This is a genomic window from Pseudomonas sp. AB6 (assembly GCF_034314105.1).
GTDB lineage: Bacteria > Pseudomonadota > Gammaproteobacteria > Pseudomonadales > Pseudomonadaceae > Aquipseudomonas.
The window spans coordinates 4,758,484-4,780,067 of the sequence record NZ_JAVIWJ010000001.1 but is presented as its reverse complement, the minus strand read 5'-3'; the positions used below and the strand labels follow the sequence as shown (position 1 = coordinate 4,780,067).

Below are 21,584 nucleotides of genomic sequence, written 5' to 3'. Positions count from 1 at the left end.
ATCGGAGTAGAGGGCCATATTGCAGAATAGGAAACCTCCTACAAAAAAACAGGACAAGACGGACAGGCATCCATCACACCTGAGCGTGCTGCCTGGGGAGCAGGCTCACATGTGATGGATATTCCTCCCCGCCGCGCAGCAAACACAACACCTATAAGAGCTGCCGAAGGCTTTAGGTCCGTACGACTTTTAACGGTCTAAAAAGCGACCGGTCCAGGTCCAATCGCAGCCAGCGGCAGCCCCTACAACTTTATTTTTAACCAATGTTATGTATTTGCGAATCAAGAAGACAAGTACGACGAGCGCGTCAGCCCCAAGCGCAGCGCATCCAAATATTGGGTGCGTTCACGAGGGGTAATTTTAGCGCTGGCGACTTTGTCGCGATATTGGTTCATCAACCCTTCAGGCGACAAGTGAACGTACCGCAGCATGTCTTCGATGGTATCGTGCGTCTCGATCCCGCCGTGATAAACGCTACCATCTGGCTTTTGGTAAATGTTCACTGAATCGGTATCACCGAACAGATTGTGCATGTCCCCAAGAATTTCCTGATAGGCGCCCACCAGAAAAATGCCTAACAAATAGTCTTCGCCTTCGTTGAGTGCATGAACCGGCAAGCTGGTTTCGATGCTCTGCTCGTCAACGTACTGTTTGATTTTACCGTCGGAATCACAGGTCAAATCCTGCAACACCGCACGACGCATTGGCTCTTCATCGAGACGGTGCAATGGCAGGATCGGCAACACCTGACCAATCGCCCAAGTATCTGGCAGGCTCTGGAACACTGAGAAATTACAGATGTACTTGTCGGCGAGCTTGTCGTTGAGTTCGTCCAGTACTTGACGATGGGAACGCTGGCGGGCTTTTAACGAGTTATGCAGGCGACGGCACACCGCAAAGTAGCACTGCTCGGCCAGGGCTTTTTGTGCCAAGGTGATTTTGCCATCGGCGTATTGAGTGGCAATGTCGCTCATGTAGTGCGTAGCACGCCAATAAGTCTCAGTAACCATCTCGATATCAGTTGGTCCCAGCAAGTCGACTAGCCACTGCACAGTTTCAGGCAGGCCTTCTTTGTCCGCGATCTTTGGCACTTCGTCGTTGTGGCTTTCGACGTCTGTCACCTGAACCACCAACATTGCGTGGTGTGCGGTCAACGACCGACCGCTCTCAGAGAAAATATTCGGGTGCGGAAGCGCCTGCTCGTCGCAGAATTCCTTGAGCATGCCAACCACAACGCCGGCGTAATCGTCCATGTCGTAGTTGATTGAACTGGCGTTGCGCGAGTGAGTGCCGTCGTAATCCACACCGAGACCGCCGCCGACGTCAATATGATCGACCGGTAACCCGAGGTTGCGCAGCTCGCCGTAATAACGAATCGCTTCTTTGAAGCCGTGTTGATAGTCAGCCAGGTTGGCAATCTGCGAACCCATGTGGAAGTGCAGCAGACGTATGCCTTGATCCAGACCCGCCTTGCGGAAACGCTCGACAACTGACAACAGCTGCGCCGCCGACAAACCGAATTTGGATTTCTCGCCGCCCGTATCAGCCCATTTGCTAGAAGCCAAGGAAGACAAACGCACACGCAAACCGATCTGAGGGGCGACCTTGAGTTCGGCGGCCTCTTCAATCACCAACGCGACCTCGGACTCTTTCTCGATCACGATAAAAACGTTGTGACCCAGCTTCTGCCCCATCAATGCCAGGCGAATGAATTCACGGTCTTTATAACCGTTGCAGACAATCGTCCCACCTTTAGGCGCCAGCGCCAGCACGGCCATTAGCTCGGGCTTGGAACCCGCTTCCAAGCCGATGGACACATCCTGAGTGGCGATAATATTTTCAACCACAGCTTCTTGCTGGTTGACTTTGATCGGGTACAACGCGGTGTATTTGCTCTGGTAACCCAAGCGCTCGATGTTGGAATCGAATGCACCTGTCAGTTGACGAACCCGGTCCTGCAGGATGTCAGGAAAGCGCACCAGCAACGGCAAGGACAGGCCACTTTTACGCAGTGCGTCGACCTGCTCATACAAATCAATGGGAGAACTGCTCGGACCCTTCGGGCGAACTTCAACACGGCCGGCTTCGTTGATTGCAAAATAACCAGCCCCCCAATGACGAATCCCATAAACACTGCGGCTGTCCGCAACTGTCCATTGGCTGCCATCGTCTTTGCGTGTGCGTCGTACGGACATCGAAGTCCCCTATAAGAAGTCAAATGGCATCAGCCACGATGGGCTGGCGCAGTGTAAAGAGTGGAAATGACGATTTGGCGCTGACGCGTGTCAGCGTTGAAACGCCTTGGCGGAGGCTGAGGAATAGACCCGCTTTGAAACGCAGAGTTTAGAAAACGGATCTAGCCGCCTGACTTCTTGGCTTTGAACCCAAGCTTCGCCAACTCCGCCAGCAACAGCTCGACGTGATCACCTTGAATCTCGATCACCCCTTCCTTGATCGCACCGCCAGTTCCGCAGCGACGCTTGAGCGTAGTGGCCAAGTCCTTGAGTGGGTCTTCGGCCAGCGGCACACCGGTGATAGTGGTCACCGTCTTGCCGCCACGGCCCTTGCTTTCGCGGCGTACGCGGGCAATTCCGTCCCCTTCGGGAATAGTGGTTTGTTTGCATGCACAGGCATTCACGGGCTGACTACAGTCGGGGCAATGCCGTCCTGCGTCCGTAGAAAATACCAAACCGCCAAGGGCGGCGAAGGATGCGGCTTTTTTGGCCACCGGCAATCCTCTATTGGAGGACAAAGACGGGTCGGCTCCGGCGTTGCGGTAGACCGACCGCGAAGCCCCACTCAGGCAGGGGCAGCGCTACTGAACCAATCAATGGCTCAGCTTGAAAAGGTCGCGCAGTGTAACGGCAAAAAGTGCAGATGCTAAGCGCAAATATGCACCGATCATCATCTTTTATGCGTTACGCATAGACCGGCCTAAATAGCGCTTTAACGCAGCCAGGGAGTCCGGGCAATAAGGTTTGTGCTCAGTTTCCTGCAAGACCTCGTTAACCGGAATAAATCGCGCTTCAAGCACCTCTTCAGGCTGCAAGATCAGCGGACCGTCCCATACCGCACTGAACACTGCGCACCACAAACGGTTGCCCGGCTGGTCAAAAAAGAAACGCTCATGGGCAAGCAGTGGCACGCCGCTCACGCCCAATTCTTCTTCCAGTTCTCGCGCAGCTGATTGCGCATAGGTTTCATCGAAGAGCACCATCCCACCTGCCGCCACGTCCCAGTAACCTGGATAAATCGCTTTACTCAGAGTGCGCCGATTAACACAAAGCTCACCGGCCGAATTGAACAACAAAATATAGGTGCCTCGCCCGATCAGACCTTTTTTGCGCAAATGGGCCCGCTTGATGGAACCCAGCGGCAGGTCCTGCTCATCAACCCAAGCAATTTGTTCTGCATCAGAAGCGGCACGGTGAGCCGCCTCTCGAGGGGAGACCTGCATCATTTACCCCTGTGACAGTAATTGGCGCAGGTCGATCACTGCAGCGTTAGCCCGGGAAAGATAGTTGGCCATCACCAGCGAGTGGTTGGCCAAAACACCGAACGGACTACCATTAAGAATCATCGGACTCCACAGAGGCTCTTGCGATGCCTCCAGCTCACGGATGATCTGGCGGACGCTGACAGTCGCATTCTTCTTCGCCAGCACATCGGCGAAGTCAACTTCGACGGCACGTAATAACAGTGATAACGCCCAGGCTTGCCCACGCGCTTCGTAGAACACGTTGTCGATTTGCATCCATGGGGTTTCGACAATTTCCTCGTCAACCTGTGGCACTTCGCCTGGTTGGAGAGTCATAGTCGACTGCGTTTCGGTCTTCAACGTGCTGTTGAGCTTGACCCGACCGACGCTGGCCGACAACCGCTGCGACAGTGATCCCAGTCGGGTGCCTACGTCGCCCAGCCAGTTATTCAGATTGTCAGCGCGGGTATAGAACAATGCACCCTTTTGATTCGGGTCCGACAGCCGCGCTTGATAACGGCTCAGCGCATTTATACCGTCTCGATACTGCGACTCGGTAGAGGGCAGAATCCAGCTTTTGTTATCGAAGTTGAACAATGGCTCGGCTTTGGCCAAGTCGCTGTCTTCAGCCGACTGCGATTGTGAGCGGGCGAAATCCTTACGCAGCGCTCGACTCATGTCGCGCACCTGAATTAATACGCCATATTCCCAGCTCGGGATGTTGTCCAACCACAATCCCGGCGGGAAACGATCGTTAGATAGATAACCGCCGGGCTTGTCGAGCAATGTCGTCGCAACGGTCTTAAGCGTTTCGACGGTGGTGTAGCCCACCACCATCTGCTTGCCATCACGCTGAGCGGCCGCTTGGGCGTTCTGTTGAACCGGGAACAACTTCGGTTCGCTGCTCCAATAGCACCCGATCAGCACCGCCACCAGCAGATAAACAGCGAGTACGATGCCTAACGCACGGCTAAAAAAAACGCCCCCCCAGTAACCACGGGAGCGAGTCCCAACCGCGGGCTCGTCAACACGATCCCCTACGCTGCCAGCACGCTTCTTCCAGTCCAGCATGGCTATGTCCCTTCAATCACGAAATTCAATGGTTCGACCGCAACCTTACAGCAAGGTGCCTTGGTGTGGGAGTGAGACTAGCGATCTCATGGCCAAGCGCACTCACAGGCGATGGCACTTCGCCTCTAACGCTGCGCTACCGCAGAGGCTTTCTGAGCATGATTTAAAAATACGAATTTTACTCAATTTATAATTCTCCGACGCCTCTCTTCTGCTCAAACAGTTTTATCGTCCCTGTTAGTAATCTTTATATTACTCATGCCTCTCTAAAACGCCGGGGAGTGTGACCTCTGAGATATGTTTGTTAGCCGGAATTTTCGTTTAATACACACTAATAATTTGAAAAAACTTACAGATGCCGTTGCTCGGACAGAAAACTCGATCAGTTTAAGAGAAGCTATACGATCGTATATACCCACCAAATTTTTGGCGCCAATTTTACCTACAGTTAGCAGTTAATTGACCTGCGACACACTAGATAGCGTGAAGAAGTGCTAGCATACCGCCACCAGTCAACCTCAGCGCACACCATAATCAGTAGCCAGGATATGACCGAGCCAGAAGACCCGAGTCGTGATCGACTCAAACATCACTTTGCCCAGCGGGTAACGCATCAGGCACGTCAAATTCTTGAGGTCTGGCAACGCTTGCAACAAAGTGAATGGTCGGCGGCCGACATGGCTGAACTTGCTGAGTCAACGCTTCGCTTACTACGTTTTGCCGAACGATTTGAACAACTCGAACATGTTCAACTGGCGCGCAGTATCAATCTGGCTCTCGCGGCGGTTGAAGCCAACCGCGGGCGCTTGAGCAGCGGCCTGATTACTGAACTCAATCAATTGATGCAACGTCTCTCCCGTACAGGCCTGCGGCACGGCGATCGGCTGGAGCAAACCTCTCTGCCGCCGTTGCGCAAGCCGATCTATGTGATGCTACAAGAGCATGAGCGTGCCGATCGATTGGCCAAGCAGCTCGAGTTTTTTGGGCTTAGCGCTGTTGCATTGGAAAACATAGCCTCTTTTCACGCCAGCATGGCCGAGCGCCATCCCGCCGCGATTGTGATGGACGTGGATTTCGGCGGCCCCGGCCAAGGTTTGAAACTGGCGGCACAGGTCCAGGAAGGGTTGGAGTTCAAGCTGCCGCTGTTGTTTTTCAGTCACCTTGAAACCGACACGCCCACGCGACTTGCGGCGGTTCGCGCAGGTGGCCAAGAATTTTTGACCGGCACGCTTGAAGCTTCAAGCCTGCTGGAGAAAATCGAAGTGCTCACCTGCGTGGCGCAATACGAACCCTATAAAGTGCTGATCATTGATGACTCACGCGCCCAAGCCACTCACACCGAGCGGCTACTCAATAGCGCTGGCATTGTTACTCGCACATTGCTTGACCCCATCCAAGCCATGGCCGAGCTCGCAGAGTTCCAGCCGGATCTGATCATTCTCGACATGTACATGCCGGGCTGCACCGGACCGGAATTGGCCAAAGTGATCCGCCATAACGACCGTTATGTCAGCGTACCAATCATTTATCTGTCGGCTGAAGACGATCTGGACAAGCAACTAGATGCAATGAGCGAGGGCGGTGATGACTTCCTGACCAAGCCAATCAAGCCGCGCCACCTGATCACCACCGTGCGCAATCGCGCGGCGCGGGCGCGCAACCTCAAGTCACGCATGGTCCGCGACAGTCTGACCGGCTTGTATAACCACACGCATATTTTGCAACTGCTCGAAGATTGTAGCTTTCGCGCGCGACGCGAAGGCAGGCCGCTGAGTTTTGCCATGATTGATATCGATCACTTCAAGCGCGTCAACGACACCCACGGCCATCCCATGGGTGATCGCGTTATTAAAAGCCTGGCACTGTTTCTCAAGCAGAGATTGCGCAAAACTGACTTCATCGGCCGCTACGGCGGCGAAGAATTTGCCGTCGTCATGCCGGACACTGATCTGCATAACGCTCACCGGGTGCTTGATGAGATTCGCCAGCGCTTCGCCGAAATCCATTACCCGGCGCAACCTTTGGATTTATCCTGCACGTTCAGTGCTGGCGTCGTAGAATTTTGCGACGGTGCCGACAGCCTGATGCTCGCGACCTTGGCAGACGACGCGCTATACCGCGCTAAAGATGCGGGGCGCAATCAAGTGCACGCCGGTCATCTCAAGCCCAACGCCAGCTTTCTTGAAGAGTTGGCCGACGCAGTGATTGCGCCGTAACGGCCTTCATGAATATAAAACCACCTCGACCGGTTCCCGGCTGATTGCAGCTTTTTTGCAACGACGATCTTGAGAATACGGGTAGATTTAGAAACTTGCCCTTACAACTCACGGCACAGCACGACGGGAAACAGTCCGCTATCATGCGCGAACTTTCGACATGCGAGACTGCTATGCGCCGCCTGCTTTGCCTGATGCTGTTGATCCTCGCCCTGCCCGCCGTCGGCGCGAGTTTGTTGGACAGTCGCCCGAGCACCACGCTGGGTGGTTCATTACTGAACAACAGCAGTGATTTTCTGCCAGTGCATGAAGCTTTTCGCCTGAACCTGATCGAAGTCACCGATAAATCGATCAAGCTGCGCTTCGTCCCCACCGAAGGCTATTACCTCTACCGCCATCGCTTTCAGTTCCGCGCAGAGCCCGCCGACATTGGTTTGGGCCAGGCACAACTGCCCCCCGGCGAAAAGAAACACGATGAGTATTTCGGCGACGTCGAGGTCTATCACGGCATTCTGGACGTCGACATCCCACGCAAACCTGGCGACAACCGCCCGTTCACCCTCGCGGTAACCTATCAAGGCTGCGCCGACAAAGGCCTGTGCTATCCGCCTGAAACCGAACGACTGGCCATTGGCGATGTTGCAGCAACAACCTCCGCTTTGCCTGCCTCCCTCCCCAGCAAAAACGCATGGAACTGGAAAGAACTGGCCCTGTTTTTCCTCGCTGGCATCGGTCTGACCTTTACGCCGTGCGTACTGCCGATGCTGCCGATTCTATCCGGCGTGGTATTGCGCGGTCAGATTGGAGGCGTGCGCGGGTTTAGCCTTTCGCTGGCTTACGTGTTGCCGATGGCGGTCTGCTTCGCGGTGTTGGGCGCGTTGATGGGCATGTTCGGCGCGAGTTTGAATCTACAGGCGCGCCTGCAATCGGCCTGGGTTCTGGTGCCCTTTGCGCTGTTCTTCGTGGTGTTTGCCCTGGCGATGTTTGACCTGTTTCAGGTGCGTTTGCCGCACTTCATCAGCAGCCATCTGCACCGCGTCGCAGGTCGCACGGAAGGCGGATCGTTGTGGGGCGCGGCTGTTCTAGGCGTGGTTTCCAGCTTGCTCGTTTCGCCCTGCGTTTCCGCGCCATTGGCGGGAGCGCTGCTTTATATAAGCGCCAGCGGCGATGCCTTGGGTGGCGCCATGAAATTGTTTGCCCTCGGCCTCGGCATGGGCGCCCCGCTAGTGATCGTCGCCACCGGTGGGGCCGCTTGGTTACCCAAAAGCGGACCGTGGCTGGTCACCGTTAAGAACATCATTGGCGTGCTGCTGCTGGCAGTCGCTATCGGCTTACTCAGCCGCGTTATTCCCGGCGAAATCACCTTACTGCTGCTGGGTCTGCTGGGGGCGGGGGTGGCCTTATTTCTTGGGGCGTTGGAGTTTTCACCGAAAACGCCCGCCGAGCGGTTAGCGCAGTTATTGGGCGTGTTCCTGCTGGTTTACGCGCTGGCGTGCTGGTACGGCGCGTTCAGCGGGCAAACCGACCCGTTCCGGCCGCTGGGAGGAACGCAACCGGCATTGATGGCCAATGGCGCGCCACCCGCCGCTGACGCCTGGCAAACCATCAGTTCCGCGACGGAGCTGGACCGGGCACTCAGCGAAGCGAAAGCCGCCGGTCAACCGCTGTTGCTGGATTGGTACGCGGACTGGTGCATCAGCTGCAAAGTGATCGAACACGACGTACTGCCCGACCCGGAGGTCAAGCGTCAGTTGGCCGGTTATCGATTGATCCGTTTTGATATGACTGAAAGCAACGCCGAGCAGCGCGCCTTACTTGACCGCTACCGCCTGTTTGGACCGCCCGCCTTGCTGTTCTTCGGTAAAAACGGCGCAGAGCAGGCCGAGGCTCGGGTAGTGGGTGAGATCAACGCCGCCGACCTGGTAAAGCGCATTAACAAGGCAAATGACCAAACCTAAAGGTCGAGTCATAAACTTCGCGCGAACATCGGTCATCGTGCTGGCTATTGCGGTTAACTGGACAGTCCACGGCAGATTGCGGCATAGTCGCTGCGCATCATGCTCGCTCACATAACAAGGAACAACAGATGGCGACGCTACTGGTTCTCCACGGACCTAATCTGAACCTGCTCGGCACTCGTGAGCCGGGCGTTTATGGCTCGGTAACCCTGGCGCAGATCAACCAGGATCTGGAACAACGAGCTCGTGATGGTGGCCATCATCTGCTGTATTTACAAAGCAACGCCGAATACGAATTGATTGACCGTATCCACGCGGCCCGCGATGAAGGCGTGGACTACATTTTGATCAATCCTGCAGCTTTTACGCACACAAGCGTCGCATTACGTGACGCGTTGCTGGCAGTGAGCATCCCATTCATCGAAGTGCATCTCTCTAACGTGCACAAACGCGAACCTTTCCGCCATCACTCTTACTTCTCCGATGTAGCGGTGGGAGTGATCTGCGGCCTTGGCGCCAGCGGTTATCGACTGGCCCTGGAGGCCGCCCTGGAACAGCTTGAACAACAAGCTATGCGCCCCTGACCGATCCTTGGGAGTTGACGATTCATGGATATCCGTAAAGTTAAAAAATTGATCGAATTGCTGGAAGAGTCCGGCATCGATGAGCTTGAAATTCGTGAAGGCGAAGAGTCTGTACGTATCAGCCGCCACAGCAAGACCCCTGCTCAGCAGTATTACGCGCCTGCACCAATGGCCGCTCCGGTTGCCGCGCCAGTCGCTGCTCCCGTTGTTGCAGAAGCACCGGCTGCGCCGAAATTGAATGGCACCGTGGTCAAGTCGCCTATGGTGGGTACGTTCTACCGCACCCCTGCACCGACCTCCCCTGCGTTCGTTGAAGTGGGCCAGACCATCAAGAAAGGCGACACCATCTGCATCGTCGAAGCCATGAAAATGATGAACCACATCCAGGCTGAAACGAGCGGAGTGATTGAATCCATTCTGGTAGAAAACGGTCAGCCGGTTGAGTACGACCAGCCGCTGTTCACCGTCGTTTGAGCCGCGGAGAAACAACGATGTTGAAACCTGCGAAGTTGCAAAAAGTTCTGATCGCCAACCGTGGTGAAATTGCCCTGCGGATCTTGCGCGCCTGCAAGGAAATGGGCATCAAGACCGTCGCGGTTTACTCAACTGCGGACAAGGATTTGATGCATTTGGGCCTGGCAGACGAAAGCGTTTGCATCGGCCCGGCTCCGGCCAACCTGTCCTACCTGCACATCCCGGCAATCATTGCAGCCGCCGAAGTAACGGGGGCCACAGCGATTCACCCCGGCTACGGCTTCCTGGCGGAAAATGCTGATTTCGCTGAACAGGTGGAAAAATCCGGTTTTGCATTCATTGGCCCAACCGCCGAAACCATCCGCCTGATGGGCGACAAGGTTTCTGCCAAAGACGCCATGAAGCGCGCAGGTGTACCGACGGTCCCAGGCTCTGACGGCCCGCTGCCGGAAGACGAGGAAATAGCGCTGCACATCGGCCGTCAGGTCGGCTACCCCGTAATCATCAAAGCCGCTGGCGGCGGTGGTGGTCGGGGCATGCGTGAAGTGCATCAAGAAGAAGACTTGATCGAGGCCGCCAAACAGACCCGAGCCGAAGCGGCCGCCTGGTTCAGCAACCCGATGGTCTATCTGGAAAAATTTCTGACCAACCCACGTCACGTGGAAGTTCAGGTGTTGTCCGATGGCCAGGGCCATGCGATCCACTTGGGCGACCGTGACTGCTCGCTGCAACGTCGTCATCAGAAGGTATTGGAAGAGGCACCAGCGCCGGGTATCGACGAAAAAGCACGGCAAGAAGTGTTTGCTCGCTGCGTCAAGGCCTGCATCGACATCGGCTACCGTGGCGCCGGGACCTTTGAGTTCCTGTATGAAAACGGCAACTTCTACTTCATCGAGATGAACACTCGCGTTCAAGTAGAACACCCGGTTTCGGAAATGGTCACCGGGATCGACATCGTTAAGGAGATGCTCAGCATCGCCGCTGGCAACAAACTGTCGTACACCCAAGATGACGTCGTCATTCGTGGGCATGCGATTGAATGCCGGATCAACGCTGAAGACCCAAAAACCTTCCTGCCAAGCCCTGGCATGGTCAAGCATTTCCATGCGCCGGGCGGAAATGGAGTAAGGGTCGATTCGCACCTCTACAGTGGCTACAAGGTTCCGCCGAACTACGATTCATTGATTGGCAAACTGATCACGTGGGGCGCAACCCGCGACGAAGCCATGGCACGCATGCGTAATGCCCTGGATGAAATCGTAGTCGACGGGATCAAGACCAACATCCCACTGCACCGCGACCTGACCCGTGATGAAGGCTTCTGCGAAGGCGGTGTCAACATTCATTACTTGGAACACAAACTGGCTAACGAATAACGGTCTCTATTGCTTGCGCAGTTGGTACCCAAAGAAAACCTGGCCTCGCAGCCAGGTTTTCTTGTCTCTAAGCCTGTTAATGTGGGCGAATAGGCTGAACAAACCCTTGTAATAGGGTCACGGGGTGGAGGATTTGATTCATGCCAAGCAGCGAAACGTTAAAGTTATTGTGTTTACAAGTCAGTTTTCCTTAGCGCCATCTAAAAAATCTGCGCTCTGGTTGGCCCATTACTGCCAACAACGGCGTTGTTGTTTTTTGCCCTTCACCTTCGCGCTCAAGTAAACTTGCGCGCTTCTCGCAGCCAAGCGCTGCACATGTCATTTTTCATAGGTGCCCGCCATGCCTTGGCTGCAAGTCCGTCTCGCCATCAGCCCAGAACAAGCCGAAACCTACGAAGACGCTTTTCTTGAAGTGGGCGCCGTTTCCGTCACGTTCATGGATGCCGAAGATCAGCCAATTTTCGAACCTGAGCTGAACACCACGCCGTTGTGGTCACACACCCATTTGCTGGCGCTGTTCGAAGCCGATACCGACGCCGATCAAGTGCTGGCCCACCTGCAACTGCTCACCGGCGTCGAGCTGCCGGAGCACATGAGCGAAGTCATCGAAGACCAAGACTGGGAACGCAGCTGGATGGACAATTTCCAGCCAATGCGTTTCGGTCAGCGCCTGTGGATTGTGCCAAGCTGGCACGTCGCGCCGGAGCCTGACGCGGTAAATTTGCTACTTGATCCAGGCTTGGCCTTCGGCACCGGCACTCATCCAACGACGGCGCTGTGCCTTGAATGGCTCGACGATCAGGATCTTAAAGACTGCGACGTATTGGACTTCGGCTGTGGCTCGGGAATTTTAGCCATCGCTGCCCTGCTGCTGGGGGCGAAACAAGCGGTCGGTACCGACATCGACTTCCAGGCGCTGGATGCATCGCGAGATAACGCCGGGCGCAACCACATAGCACCCGAACGCTTTACGCTGTTCCTGCCCGAAGACCTGCCTCAAGAAAAAGCGGACGTACTGGTGGCCAACATCCTCGCCGGTCCACTGGTGTCATTGGCACCAACGCTCGCCAGTCTGGTCAAAGCTGGTGGCCGCCTTGCGTTGTCCGGGATTCTCGCTGAACAGGGCAAGGAAGTGGCCGCCGCTTACGCCGAAACGTTTGCCCTTGACCCGATTGCTGACCGTGATGGCTGGGTTCGCATCACTGGCCGTCGCCGTTAACCGTTGCTTGAAGCCGCGGGCTAGAATCAGCGCCTGCATGAACCGGATCGCCGCATGACCGACAGTTTTGTAACCCAGTGCCCGCACTGCCAGACCAGTTTCCGCGTGAGCCATGCTCAATTGAGCGTGGCCCGTGGCGTCGTCCGGTGCGGAGCGTGCCTGCAAGTTTTCAACGCTGCGAAACAGCTGCTCGGACAGCGTGCTGGCAAACTGGTCGAAGAGAGTCAGACCCCCTCTCCTGCGCCACCGACGACACCCAGGGCGCTGCCACCCGTTATTGCGCTTGACGAAAAGCCGACCGAGCAACCGGTTGAACGGCCATCCGATACACCCATCAAAGAGTGGAAGACTCCGTCGCACGATTTCGCCAGCCTTGACCTGGATAACCTTGATCTCGACGAAGCATTGGCCAAGCTTGAACAGCGAGAAATCCAGCTTCCGGAAACCTTTGGTCAAGCCGATCATTCCCGCAAGGGTGATTCAGCGATGAGCGCTCATCGCGACAACACAGAAGGCGAGAGTGAACAATACGCCAGCTTGCTAAACGATGACGCCGCCGACCGCGACCCTGAGCGGGAGTCGGCGGTGGATACCTCACACGAGGCGAAACTTACCCACGAGCCCTCTACACGTAACGAGCGCACCGAACCGTCGTTGTCCTACGCGCCCGGTGATTCGGAACACGAACCCAAGCCTCTCAATGCGGTGCCTGGAAATTCCGGGACCATCACTCACCACGGGGAAGCCGTTTACGATGAGTCGGGCGAGCGATTTTCGGCTGTTGATGACGAAGAGCTTCAACCGCTGAACGAACCGCCTCAGCGTCCTGGGCCTCGACTCAAGCGCAGTCGCACCGAGCCTGGCCTGCATGAAAATGTGCTGCGCAACAAACCTATCCTCGACCTCACGGATGACCCATTGCAGCTCGACTGGCAAAAACCCAAGCCTCGCTGGGGTCGTCGCTTTGCCTGGGGACTTCTGATTCTGCTGGCTGTCGCAGCGTTGGCCGGACAATACGTTTGGTATCACTTCGACGAGATGGCGCGACAGGATCAATACCGCCCCTGGTTTCAACTCGCCTGCCCTCAAGTCGGCTGCAACGTGCCATCCAAGGTGAACATAGACCTGCTCAAGAGCAGCAACTTGATCGTACGCAGCCATCCTGACTTCAAAGGTGCGCTGGTAGTCGATGCAATCATCTATAACCGAGCGTCGTTTTCACAGCCCTTCCCATTATTGGAACTGCGTTTTGCCGACCCCAATGGTCAGCTCATTGCCAGTCGTCGGTTTAAGCCAAGCGAATACTTGAGTGGCGAAATGGCGGGCAAGGCTGAAATGCCACCACAGACACCCATTCATATCGCGTTGGACATCCTTGATCCCGGTACCAAAGCCGTCAATTACAGCCTAAGCTTTCGATCACCTGAGTAGACCTCGGATAGCCCTCACAGGCGTTTGCCAGCCGGTCGATGGGCGATCACAGGTCGGCGAAAGATCGATAGATTAAAGCTAACCCGAGCGACAATTCCCGACCCGCTATTGGCGACACTTTTATGACATCCAGTGTTTGAGCCAAACTTGCGGCGATAAGAAAATAACTGCTCAGATTTTATCCAATTCAGCCTTTATCCAGTCATCGAGAGCGGGTATCATGCCAACCCTTTTTCATACTCTGGGTTCCGACTGAAAACTCGCTTCTGCACCTGAAAACGGACCTTCGGGCAGCGTGAACACGCAGCGACGAATGCAATGGTTTTCGCAAGAGCAGCGATGATCGGCCCCCTAACAGGCACACCTATGTCGGCGCTACGCATCGGCCCTTATACATTGCAAAACGGCTTGATTCTTGCCCCGATGGCTGGAGTTACTGACCAGCCCTTTCGCCAGCTTTGCCGCCAACTCGGCGCGGGGCTAGTGGTATCGGAAATGGTGACCAGCGACATGAGCCTGTGGAACAGTCGCAAATCGCGCCTGCGCATGATCCATGAAGGTGATCCTGAACCCCGTTCGGTCCAGATCGCCGGTGGGGACCCGCAAATGCTGGCAAACGCAGCACGCGCCAATGTTGAACTGGGCGCACAGATCATCGACATCAACATGGGTTGCCCGGCAAAAAAAGTTTGCAACAAGGCCGCAGGTTCCGCGTTATTGAAAGACGAACAACTGGTCACCGAGATCCTGCAAGCCGTGGTGGCGGCAGTTGATGTACCGGTCACCTTGAAGATACGCACCGGCTGGGACCGGTTGAACAAAAACGGCCTGACCGTAGCCAAGATCGCCGAACAAGCCGGGATTGTGGCATTGGCCGTGCACGGCCGAACCCGTGCTGATCTATACACCGGCGAAGCCGAGTACGACACCATTGCCGAGATCAAGCAGGCGGTGTCGATCCCAGTGTTTGCCAATGGTGACATTGATTCACCGGCCAAAGCCCGGTATGTGCTGCACGCCACCGGGGCAGACGGATTATTGATTGGCAGAGCCGCCCAAGGGCGGCCCTGGATTTTTCGCGAGATAGAACACTACCTGCGTACCGGCGAAATATTGCCCGCGTTACAGGTGAGTGAAGTGGAACGCATCCTGCTTGAGCACTTGGCTGCGCTGCACATTTTCTATGGCGATGTGTTGGGTGTGCGAATTGCACGCAAGCATGTCGGCTGGTATCTCGCAACCCTGCCGGGCGCCAGGGAGTTTCGTGCCCGTTTCAATCGTTTGGAAGATACGGAAACACAGTGCGCCGACGTTCGTGAGTTCTTCAGCGAGCGTTATGAGAGCCCGGAAACAGGGGACGAAAAAGAGGTGGCCGCATGACGATGATGACCGAGAATTTAGTGAGTGGAACAACACCCGTGAGCGAAAACGTAAATTTGAAACAGCACCTCAACACGCCCAGCGAGGAGGGTCAGACCCTGCGTGGCAGTGTCGAGAAAGCGCTGCATAATTATTTCGCCCACCTTGAAGGCGCTGCCGTCACGGATGTGTACAACCTCGTGCTGTCGGAGGTCGAGGCGCCGCTGCTCGAATGTGTGATGAACTACGTCAAGGGAAACCAGACCAAAGCCTCTGAATTACTGGGCCTTAATCGCGGCACCTTGCGCAAAAAACTCAAGCAGTACGATCTGCTGTAAGCATTAATCAAAAAGGCGACCCACCTCAGCGGGTCGCCTTTTTTGCTGACCCTTTTGCTTTAGATGGAAATTGAAATGACCGACCAGACTACCCGCCTGCCGATCCGCCGTGCGCTGATCAGCGTCTCCGATAAGACCGGCATCGTCGATTTCGCCCGTGAACTCGGAGCCTTGGGCGTCGAGATTCTCTCCACAGGCGGCACGTTTAAACTGCTGCAAGAGAACGGCATTGCGGCGGTCGAAGTCGCGGACTACACCGGCTTCGCAGAAATGATGGACGGCCGGGTCAAGACCCTGCACCCGAAAGTCCACGGTGGCATCCTTGGTCGCCGTGGCATCGACGACGCCATCATGGCCGAGCATGGGATCAAGCCAATCGACCTGGTCGCGGTCAACCTTTACCCTTTTGAAGCAACGATTGCCAAACCAGGGTGCGACCTCCCAACCGCCATCGAAAACATCGATATCGGCGGCCCAACCATGGTTCGCTCGGCAGCAAAAAACCACAAAGACGTAGCGATAGTGGTCAATGCCAGCGACTACTCCCACGTTCTGGAAAGCCTCAAGGCTGGTGGCCTGACGTACGCCCAACGATTTGACCTGATGCTCAAGGCGTTTGAACACACCGCCGCTTACGACGGCATGATCGCGAACTATTTGGGCAGCATAGATCAGACCACCGAAACCCTCAGTACCCAAGGCCGCAGCGCATTCCCGCGGACCTTCAATAGCCAATTCATCAAGGCTCAGGAAATGCGCTACGGCGAGAACCCGCATCAAAGCGCGGCGTTCTATGTAGAAGCCCATCCTGCCGAGGTCGGCATTGCCACCGCCACCCAGTTGCAAGGCAAAGAATTGTCGTACAACAACGTGGCGGACACCGATGCGGCACTGGAATGCGTAAAAAGCTTCGTCAAGCCGGCCTGCGTCATTGTCAAACATGCCAACCCTTGTGGCGTGGCAGTGAGCCCGGATGACGAAGGCGGCATTCGTCAGGCCTACGAGTTGGCCTACGCTACCGATAGCGAGTCAGCATTTGGCGGCATCATAGCCTTCAACCGTGAACTTGACGCCAAGACCGCTCAGGCCATCGTCGAGCGCCAGTTTGTTGAAGTGATTATCGCGCCGAGCGTTACTGCTGAAGCCCAAGCCATTATTGCCACGAAGATCAATGTTCGCTTGCTGATTAGCGGTCAATGGGCGACCGAGCGCAGCCCAGCCTGGGATTTCAAGCGCGTTAACGGCGGCTTGCTGGTTCAGAGCCGTGACATCGGCATGATTGGCAGCGACGACCTGAAAGTCGTCACCCAACGTGCCCCGAGCGAACAGGAAATTCATGACCTGATCTTCGCGTGGAAAGTCGCCAAGTATGTGAAGTCCAACGCCATCGTCTACGCAAAAAATCGCCAGACTATCGGCGTCGGCGCGGGCCAGATGAGCCGCGTCAACTCCGCGCGCATCGCCGCAATCAAAGCTGAGCACGCAGGTTTGTCAGTGCAAGGCGCTGTTATGGCATCGGACGCGTTCTTCCCGTTCCGCGACGGTATCGACAATGCAGCCAAGGTTGGAATTACCGCTGTCATCCAACCAGGCGGCTCGATGCGTGACAACGAAGTGATCGCTGCAGCCGATGAAGCAGGCATCGCCATGGTCTTCACCGGCATGCGTCACTTCAGGCACTGATTTCTATCCTATAAGAGCCAACTTGTTCGCTCTTGCCTGTAGTTTGCAGCCTCACTTATTCAAAGCAACAGGTGGTAGAGCACGTGCAACCTGCCTTTACTTGCCGCTTGTAGCTTGCAGCTTTCCGAAGGAGCTTTTATTTGAACGTTCTAATCATTGGCGCCGGTGGACGTGAACACGCGCTGGCGTGGAAAGTCGCGCAGGACCCACGTGTTGTGAAAGTTTTCGTCGCACCGGGCAATGCCGGGACCGCGACAGAGGCCAAATGCGAAAACGTCGATATCGACGTACTTGCCCTCGCTGAGCTGGCAAATTTTGCAGAAAAAAATGTATCCCTGACTATCGTCGGCCCTGAAGTGCCACTAGTGGCAGGCGTGGTCGATCTATTCCGCTCTCGTGGCCTGGATTGCTTTGGCCCCACCGCTGCTGCTGCGCAGCTGGAAGGTTCGAAAGCTTTTACCAAAGACTTCCTGGCGCGCCACAAGATTCCGACAGCTGATTACCAGAACTTCACCGAAGTCGAGCCCGCATTGGCGTACTTGCAGAAAGTCGGCGCTCCTATCGTGATCAAAGCCGACGGCCTCGCTGCGGGCAAAGGCGTGATTGTCGCCATGACCCTGGCTGAAGCTGAAGACGCTGTACGCGATATGCTCGCAGGCAACGCGTTTGGCGAAGCAGGTTCGCGGGTGGTGATTGAAGAGTTTCTTGATGGCGAAGAAGCCAGCTTCATTGTCATGGTCGACGGTAAGAACGTTTTGCCTATGGCCACCAGCCAAGACCACAAACGTGTCGGCGACGCCGACACTGGCCCCAATACCGGAGGCATGGGCGCCTACTCCCCAGCTCCGGTAGTGACCGCCGACGTTCACCAGCGCGTCATGGATTCGGTGATATGGCCGACTGTCCGCGGGATGGCCGAGGAAGGGAACATTTACACCGGCTTCCTCTATGCTGGTTTGATGATCGATAAGGCTGGAAATCCGAAGGTCATTGAATTCAACTGCCGTTTCGGCGATCCAGAAACCCAGCCAGTGATGTTGCGCTTGCAGTCTAGCCTGGTGTTGTTGATCGAAGCCGCGCTAGCCAAGGCTTTGGATAAAGTTGAAGCGCAGTGGGATCCTCGTCCAAGTCTGGGCGTCGTGCTGGCCGCTGGCGGTTATCCAGGTGATTACGTTAAAGGCGCTGCGATCAAAGGCTTGGATGTCGTAGCGGGTATGACCGGCAAAGTATTCCATGCCGGAACAACGTTGCAGGATGGCCAGGTAGTAACGTCAGGCGGGCGTGTCCTGTGTGCGACAGCACTGGGCGACACCGTGGGCGCCGCGCAGGAACAGGCTTACAGACTGGCGGCTGAAATTAGTTGGGACGGTTGTTTCTATCGCAAGGACATTGGCTATCGGGCCATTGCTCGCGAGCGTGGTGAAGATCTGGAATAAGGCATGCAGCCTCTCAGGCAGAACTCTCAAAGGGGACTGCCTGTCAATTCCAGCCCCGCGCATAGTTATCTGGCATTCACCTACGAAGGGATTTCGCCGTGCGCTGGCTCAGGATTGCCATAGGTTTCACCATTGGTCTGCTGACACTTCTCTGCATGCTTCCCGGCTATGCCGAGCAACGTGGTGGATGGTCGACGCTGGTCGATGATCAGGCCAGCCTGCAATTGAGCGACGTACGTTCGCCTCGGTACGTTAATCAATTTAGCCCTATTAACCTTGATCAAGTCTCCGCAGGAGACCGTAATAGCGCTGTCTGGTTGCACTATCGGCTGCTTCCCAATGAGCACGAGCAATTGCTTAGAGTTTTTGCTCCCGACTTGGCCAGTCTTGACCTTTACGTGCTTGATGGCGACAAGGTGATTACTCATTCGCGCACCGGCAACAACATTCCTCGCGATATCCAGTCATTGCATTCCACTGATTTTCTGATGCCGATGCCGCAGAGCATTGGCATGCTGGACATTTATCTGCGCTTGGTTTCAGAACAACAACTGCGACCAAACATTACCCTGCAGTCAGCCATTTCAATCGCGGCGGATGAGCGTCAACCTTTGTTGCTCGGCCTATTTTTAGGTTGTCTGGCGATGCTGATCCTGCAGAACATTACCCGGTTCACCCATACCCGCTCCCACGCCAGCTTGTGGCTGGCAGCGTGCGAAGCGATGCTGACGCTAAGCGCGATGTTATTGTTTAATCTTCTGGCATCCTGGGTGCCGAACTGGCACGTGGCCCAGACCCCCAACGCATATTGGGCGTTGGTTATGGCAGCACTCAGCGGCTTAATGTTTGCCTATCGCTTTTTCGCACCCTGTGGCTCGGTTGTTTTGAATCGACTGCTATTAGCCGACATGCTAATCATTGCATTAGCGGGCCTTTTGGAGTTATTCGTCAACAGCTTGCCGCTGAACCTAATTACCTATGGTTTAGTGGCGTTAGCCAGCCTGAGCATCCTGTTTGTCGCGGTATATCACTGGCAAAAGGGCTACAACCCGGCCCGCCTTTTTGTATTGGGAATGGTCATCTTCAACCTGGGCTGCCTGGTGATTCTGCCGGCCTTGCTGGGCCTGACAATGATCGCGCCACAATGGCTAATCATTACTCTGCTGGGTGTGTTCTGTGCTTCGGGCCTATTGATGAGCGTGGCCCTGAGTGAGCGCCATCGCAGCATCACCGAAGATGAGTTCAGTGCTAGCCGCGATCTCGCCGCTAGCACGGCTGAAATTAAAGCCAAGGCTGAGTTTCTGGCTAAAATCAGCCACGAAATTCGCACCCCGATGAACGGTGTGTTGGGCATGACCGAGTTACTTCTGGGTACGCCGCTCTCGGTCAAACAACGTGACTATGTTCAAACTATCCATAGCGCAGGCAACGAGCTGCTGACACTGATCAATGAAATTCTAGACATCACCAAACTCGAATCTGGACAGATCGAACTCGACGACGTGCAATTCGATCTCAACGCATTGATCGAAGACTGCCTGAATATCTTCCGAGCCAAAGCCGAGCAGCAGAATGTCGAGCTGATCAGCTTCATTCAGCCCCAAGTCCCACGGGTCATCAGCGGCGATCCAACACGTTTGCGTCAGGCCCTGCTCAGCCTGCTCGAAAACGCGATGAAAAAGGCCGACGAAGGCGAGATCCTGCTCGTGGTTGCTCTGGATTCGCGTAGCGGCAAGCCACGTTTACGTATAGCCGTTCAGGACAGTGGCGAACCCTTGGCTCCCCATGAACGCGACACCCTTCTACACGCCGAACTGCATAGCAAGAATTTCCTCGCCACAACCAAATTAGGCGGTCATCTGGGGCTAGTGATCGCGCGCCAATTGATCATGCTGATGCATGGCGAGTTTGGCATTCAGACCAGCAATACCCATGGCAGCACCCTTTGGCTGACATTGCCCCTGGACCCGGATCGGCTGGAGCAACCGACTACCGATCTCGATGGCCCCCTCCAGGGCGCTCGGGTATTGGTGGTGGACGACAACGACACGTGCCGCAAAGTGTTGGTGCAGCAATGCAGCGCTTGGGGCTTGAATGTCAGCGCCGTGCCGTCGGGAAAGGAAGCGCTGGCGCTGCTGCGGACCAAAGCCCACCTGCGCGACTATTTCGATGTGGTGTTGCTCGACCAGAACATGCCAGGTATGACAGGCATGCAGCTTGCAGCGAAGATCAAGGAAGACCCGAGCCTGAATCACGACATCTTGCTGATCATGCTCACCGGCATCAGCAATGCACCGAGCAAAATCATTGCGCGTAATGCAGGGATCAAACGCATTTTGGCAAAACCGGTCGCAGGCTACACACTCAAGACCACGTTGGCGGACGAACTCAATCAACGTAGCCGGGGTGCCCTGACGGGTACGCCATACGCTTCCAGCAATCCTCTGATCAGCCCAATTAACGTACCGAGTGATTTCCGCATACTGGTCGCCGAAGACAACAGCATCTCGACTAAAGTCATTCGCGGCATGCTCGGCAAGCTCAACCTGCAACCGGATACCGCCAGCAATGGCGAAGAAGCTCTGCTTGCCATGAAAACCCAGCGCTATGACCTTGTGCTGATGGACTGTGAAATGCCAATCCTTGACGGTTTTTCTGCCACCCAACAATTACGTATCTGGGAGGTCGCCAATCAACGAGTTCGTACACCCGTGGTTGCATTGACCGCGCATATCCTGACGGAGCACAAGGAACGGGCGCGTCAGGCAGGCATGGATGGGCACATGGCCAAGCCCGTAGAGCTATCGCAGCTGCGCGAGCTTATTGAGCACTGGGTTGCGAAGCGCGTACAGAGTCAGCGGTATTCCAAGACACATTGACCGCCATCAGACGCTCATTGTTCCTTTACTCCCCTTAAGCTCATATTCCTCAGCGAGATAAGCCGCCCCGCCTGATAGACTT

The 21,584-nt window shown here is 55.6% G+C and carries 16 protein-coding genes; 12 read left to right on the top strand and 4 right to left on the bottom strand.

Going from position 1 to position 21,584, the window contains the following annotated elements; genetic code table 11:
- Positions 1 to 281 precede the first annotated feature (281 nt).
- The 4 genes from speA to RGW60_RS22260 form a co-directional block, all read right to left on the bottom strand.
- On the bottom strand, positions 282 to 2,195 hold the full coding sequence (gene speA / locus RGW60_RS22275) for an arginine decarboxylase (protein WP_322206645.1): 1,914 nt from the start codon (positions 2,193 to 2,195) through the stop codon (positions 282 to 284).
- A gap of 161 nt (positions 2,196 to 2,356) precedes the next feature.
- Entirely contained in the window at positions 2,357 to 2,728 is a 372-nt protein-coding gene (locus RGW60_RS22270) for a translation initiation factor Sui1 (protein ID WP_322206644.1), read from the bottom strand.
- A gap of 183 nt (positions 2,729 to 2,911) precedes the next feature.
- Positions 2,912 to 3,457: an NUDIX hydrolase gene (locus tag RGW60_RS22265; RefSeq protein ID WP_322206643.1), complete on the bottom strand. Its 546-nt coding sequence runs from the start codon at positions 3,455 to 3,457 to the stop codon at positions 2,912 to 2,914.
- Between the two features lie 3 nt (positions 3,458 to 3,460).
- Entirely contained in the window at positions 3,461 to 4,549 is a 1,089-nt protein-coding gene (locus RGW60_RS22260) for a DUF2333 family protein (protein WP_322206642.1), read from the bottom strand.
- Positions 4,550 to 5,097: 548 nt separating this feature from the next.
- Here RGW60_RS22260 and RGW60_RS22255 point away from each other — a divergent pair.
- The 12 genes from RGW60_RS22255 to RGW60_RS22200 all read left to right on the top strand — a co-directional run bounded on the left by RGW60_RS22255 (position 5,098) and on the right by RGW60_RS22200 (position 21,502).
- Positions 5,098 to 6,765, top strand: coding sequence for a PleD family two-component system response regulator (locus tag RGW60_RS22255; protein WP_322206641.1), 1,668 nt, complete (start codon positions 5,098 to 5,100; stop codon positions 6,763 to 6,765).
- A 173-nt stretch (positions 6,766 to 6,938) separates the two neighbouring features.
- Positions 6,939 to 8,723 (top strand): protein-disulfide reductase DsbD, encoded by a 1,785-nt coding sequence (locus tag RGW60_RS22250; RefSeq protein ID WP_322206640.1) that lies wholly within the window; start codon positions 6,939 to 6,941, stop codon positions 8,721 to 8,723.
- Positions 8,724 to 8,851: 128 nt separating this feature from the next.
- Entirely contained in the window at positions 8,852 to 9,307 is a 456-nt protein-coding gene (aroQ, locus tag RGW60_RS22245) for a type II 3-dehydroquinate dehydratase (protein ID WP_322206639.1), read from the top strand.
- A gap of 24 nt (positions 9,308 to 9,331) precedes the next feature.
- Positions 9,332 to 9,781, top strand: a complete 450-nt coding sequence (accB, locus tag RGW60_RS22240) for an acetyl-CoA carboxylase biotin carboxyl carrier protein (protein WP_322206638.1) — start codon at positions 9,332 to 9,334, stop codon at positions 9,779 to 9,781.
- 17 nt (positions 9,782 to 9,798) lie between these two features.
- Positions 9,799 to 11,157 (top strand): acetyl-CoA carboxylase biotin carboxylase subunit, encoded by a 1,359-nt coding sequence (gene accC, locus RGW60_RS22235; RefSeq protein WP_322206637.1) that lies wholly within the window; start codon positions 9,799 to 9,801, stop codon positions 11,155 to 11,157.
- Between the two features lie 340 nt (positions 11,158 to 11,497).
- Positions 11,498 to 12,376 carry a 50S ribosomal protein L11 methyltransferase gene (gene prmA / locus RGW60_RS22230; protein ID WP_322206636.1) on the top strand — a complete coding sequence of 293 codons (879 nt, stop codon included), beginning with the start codon at positions 11,498 to 11,500 and terminating at the stop codon, positions 12,374 to 12,376.
- A 54-nt stretch (positions 12,377 to 12,430) separates the two neighbouring features.
- Complete coding sequence (locus RGW60_RS22225) at positions 12,431 to 13,807, top strand: DUF3426 domain-containing protein (protein ID WP_322206635.1); 1,377 nt, start codon at positions 12,431 to 12,433, stop codon at positions 13,805 to 13,807.
- A 366-nt stretch (positions 13,808 to 14,173) separates the two neighbouring features.
- Entirely contained in the window at positions 14,174 to 15,187 is a 1,014-nt protein-coding gene (gene dusB / locus RGW60_RS22220) for a tRNA dihydrouridine synthase DusB (protein ID WP_322206998.1), read from the top strand.
- Positions 15,184 to 15,504, top strand: coding sequence for a DNA-binding transcriptional regulator Fis (gene fis, locus RGW60_RS22215; RefSeq protein WP_322206634.1), 321 nt, complete (start codon positions 15,184 to 15,186; stop codon positions 15,502 to 15,504). The genes dusB and fis overlap by 4 nt, the downstream gene beginning before the upstream one ends.
- A 75-nt stretch (positions 15,505 to 15,579) precedes the next feature.
- Entirely contained in the window at positions 15,580 to 17,187 is a 1,608-nt protein-coding gene (gene purH / locus RGW60_RS22210) for a bifunctional phosphoribosylaminoimidazolecarboxamide formyltransferase/IMP cyclohydrolase (protein WP_322206633.1), read from the top strand.
- A 140-nt stretch (positions 17,188 to 17,327) separates the two neighbouring features.
- Positions 17,328 to 18,623, top strand: a complete 1,296-nt coding sequence (gene purD / locus RGW60_RS22205; RefSeq protein WP_322206632.1) for a phosphoribosylamine--glycine ligase — start codon at positions 17,328 to 17,330, stop codon at positions 18,621 to 18,623.
- 98 nt (positions 18,624 to 18,721) lie between these two features.
- Positions 18,722 to 21,502, top strand: a complete 2,781-nt coding sequence (locus tag RGW60_RS22200; RefSeq protein ID WP_322206631.1) for a hybrid sensor histidine kinase/response regulator — start codon at positions 18,722 to 18,724, stop codon at positions 21,500 to 21,502.
- Positions 21,503 to 21,584 lie beyond the last annotated feature (82 nt).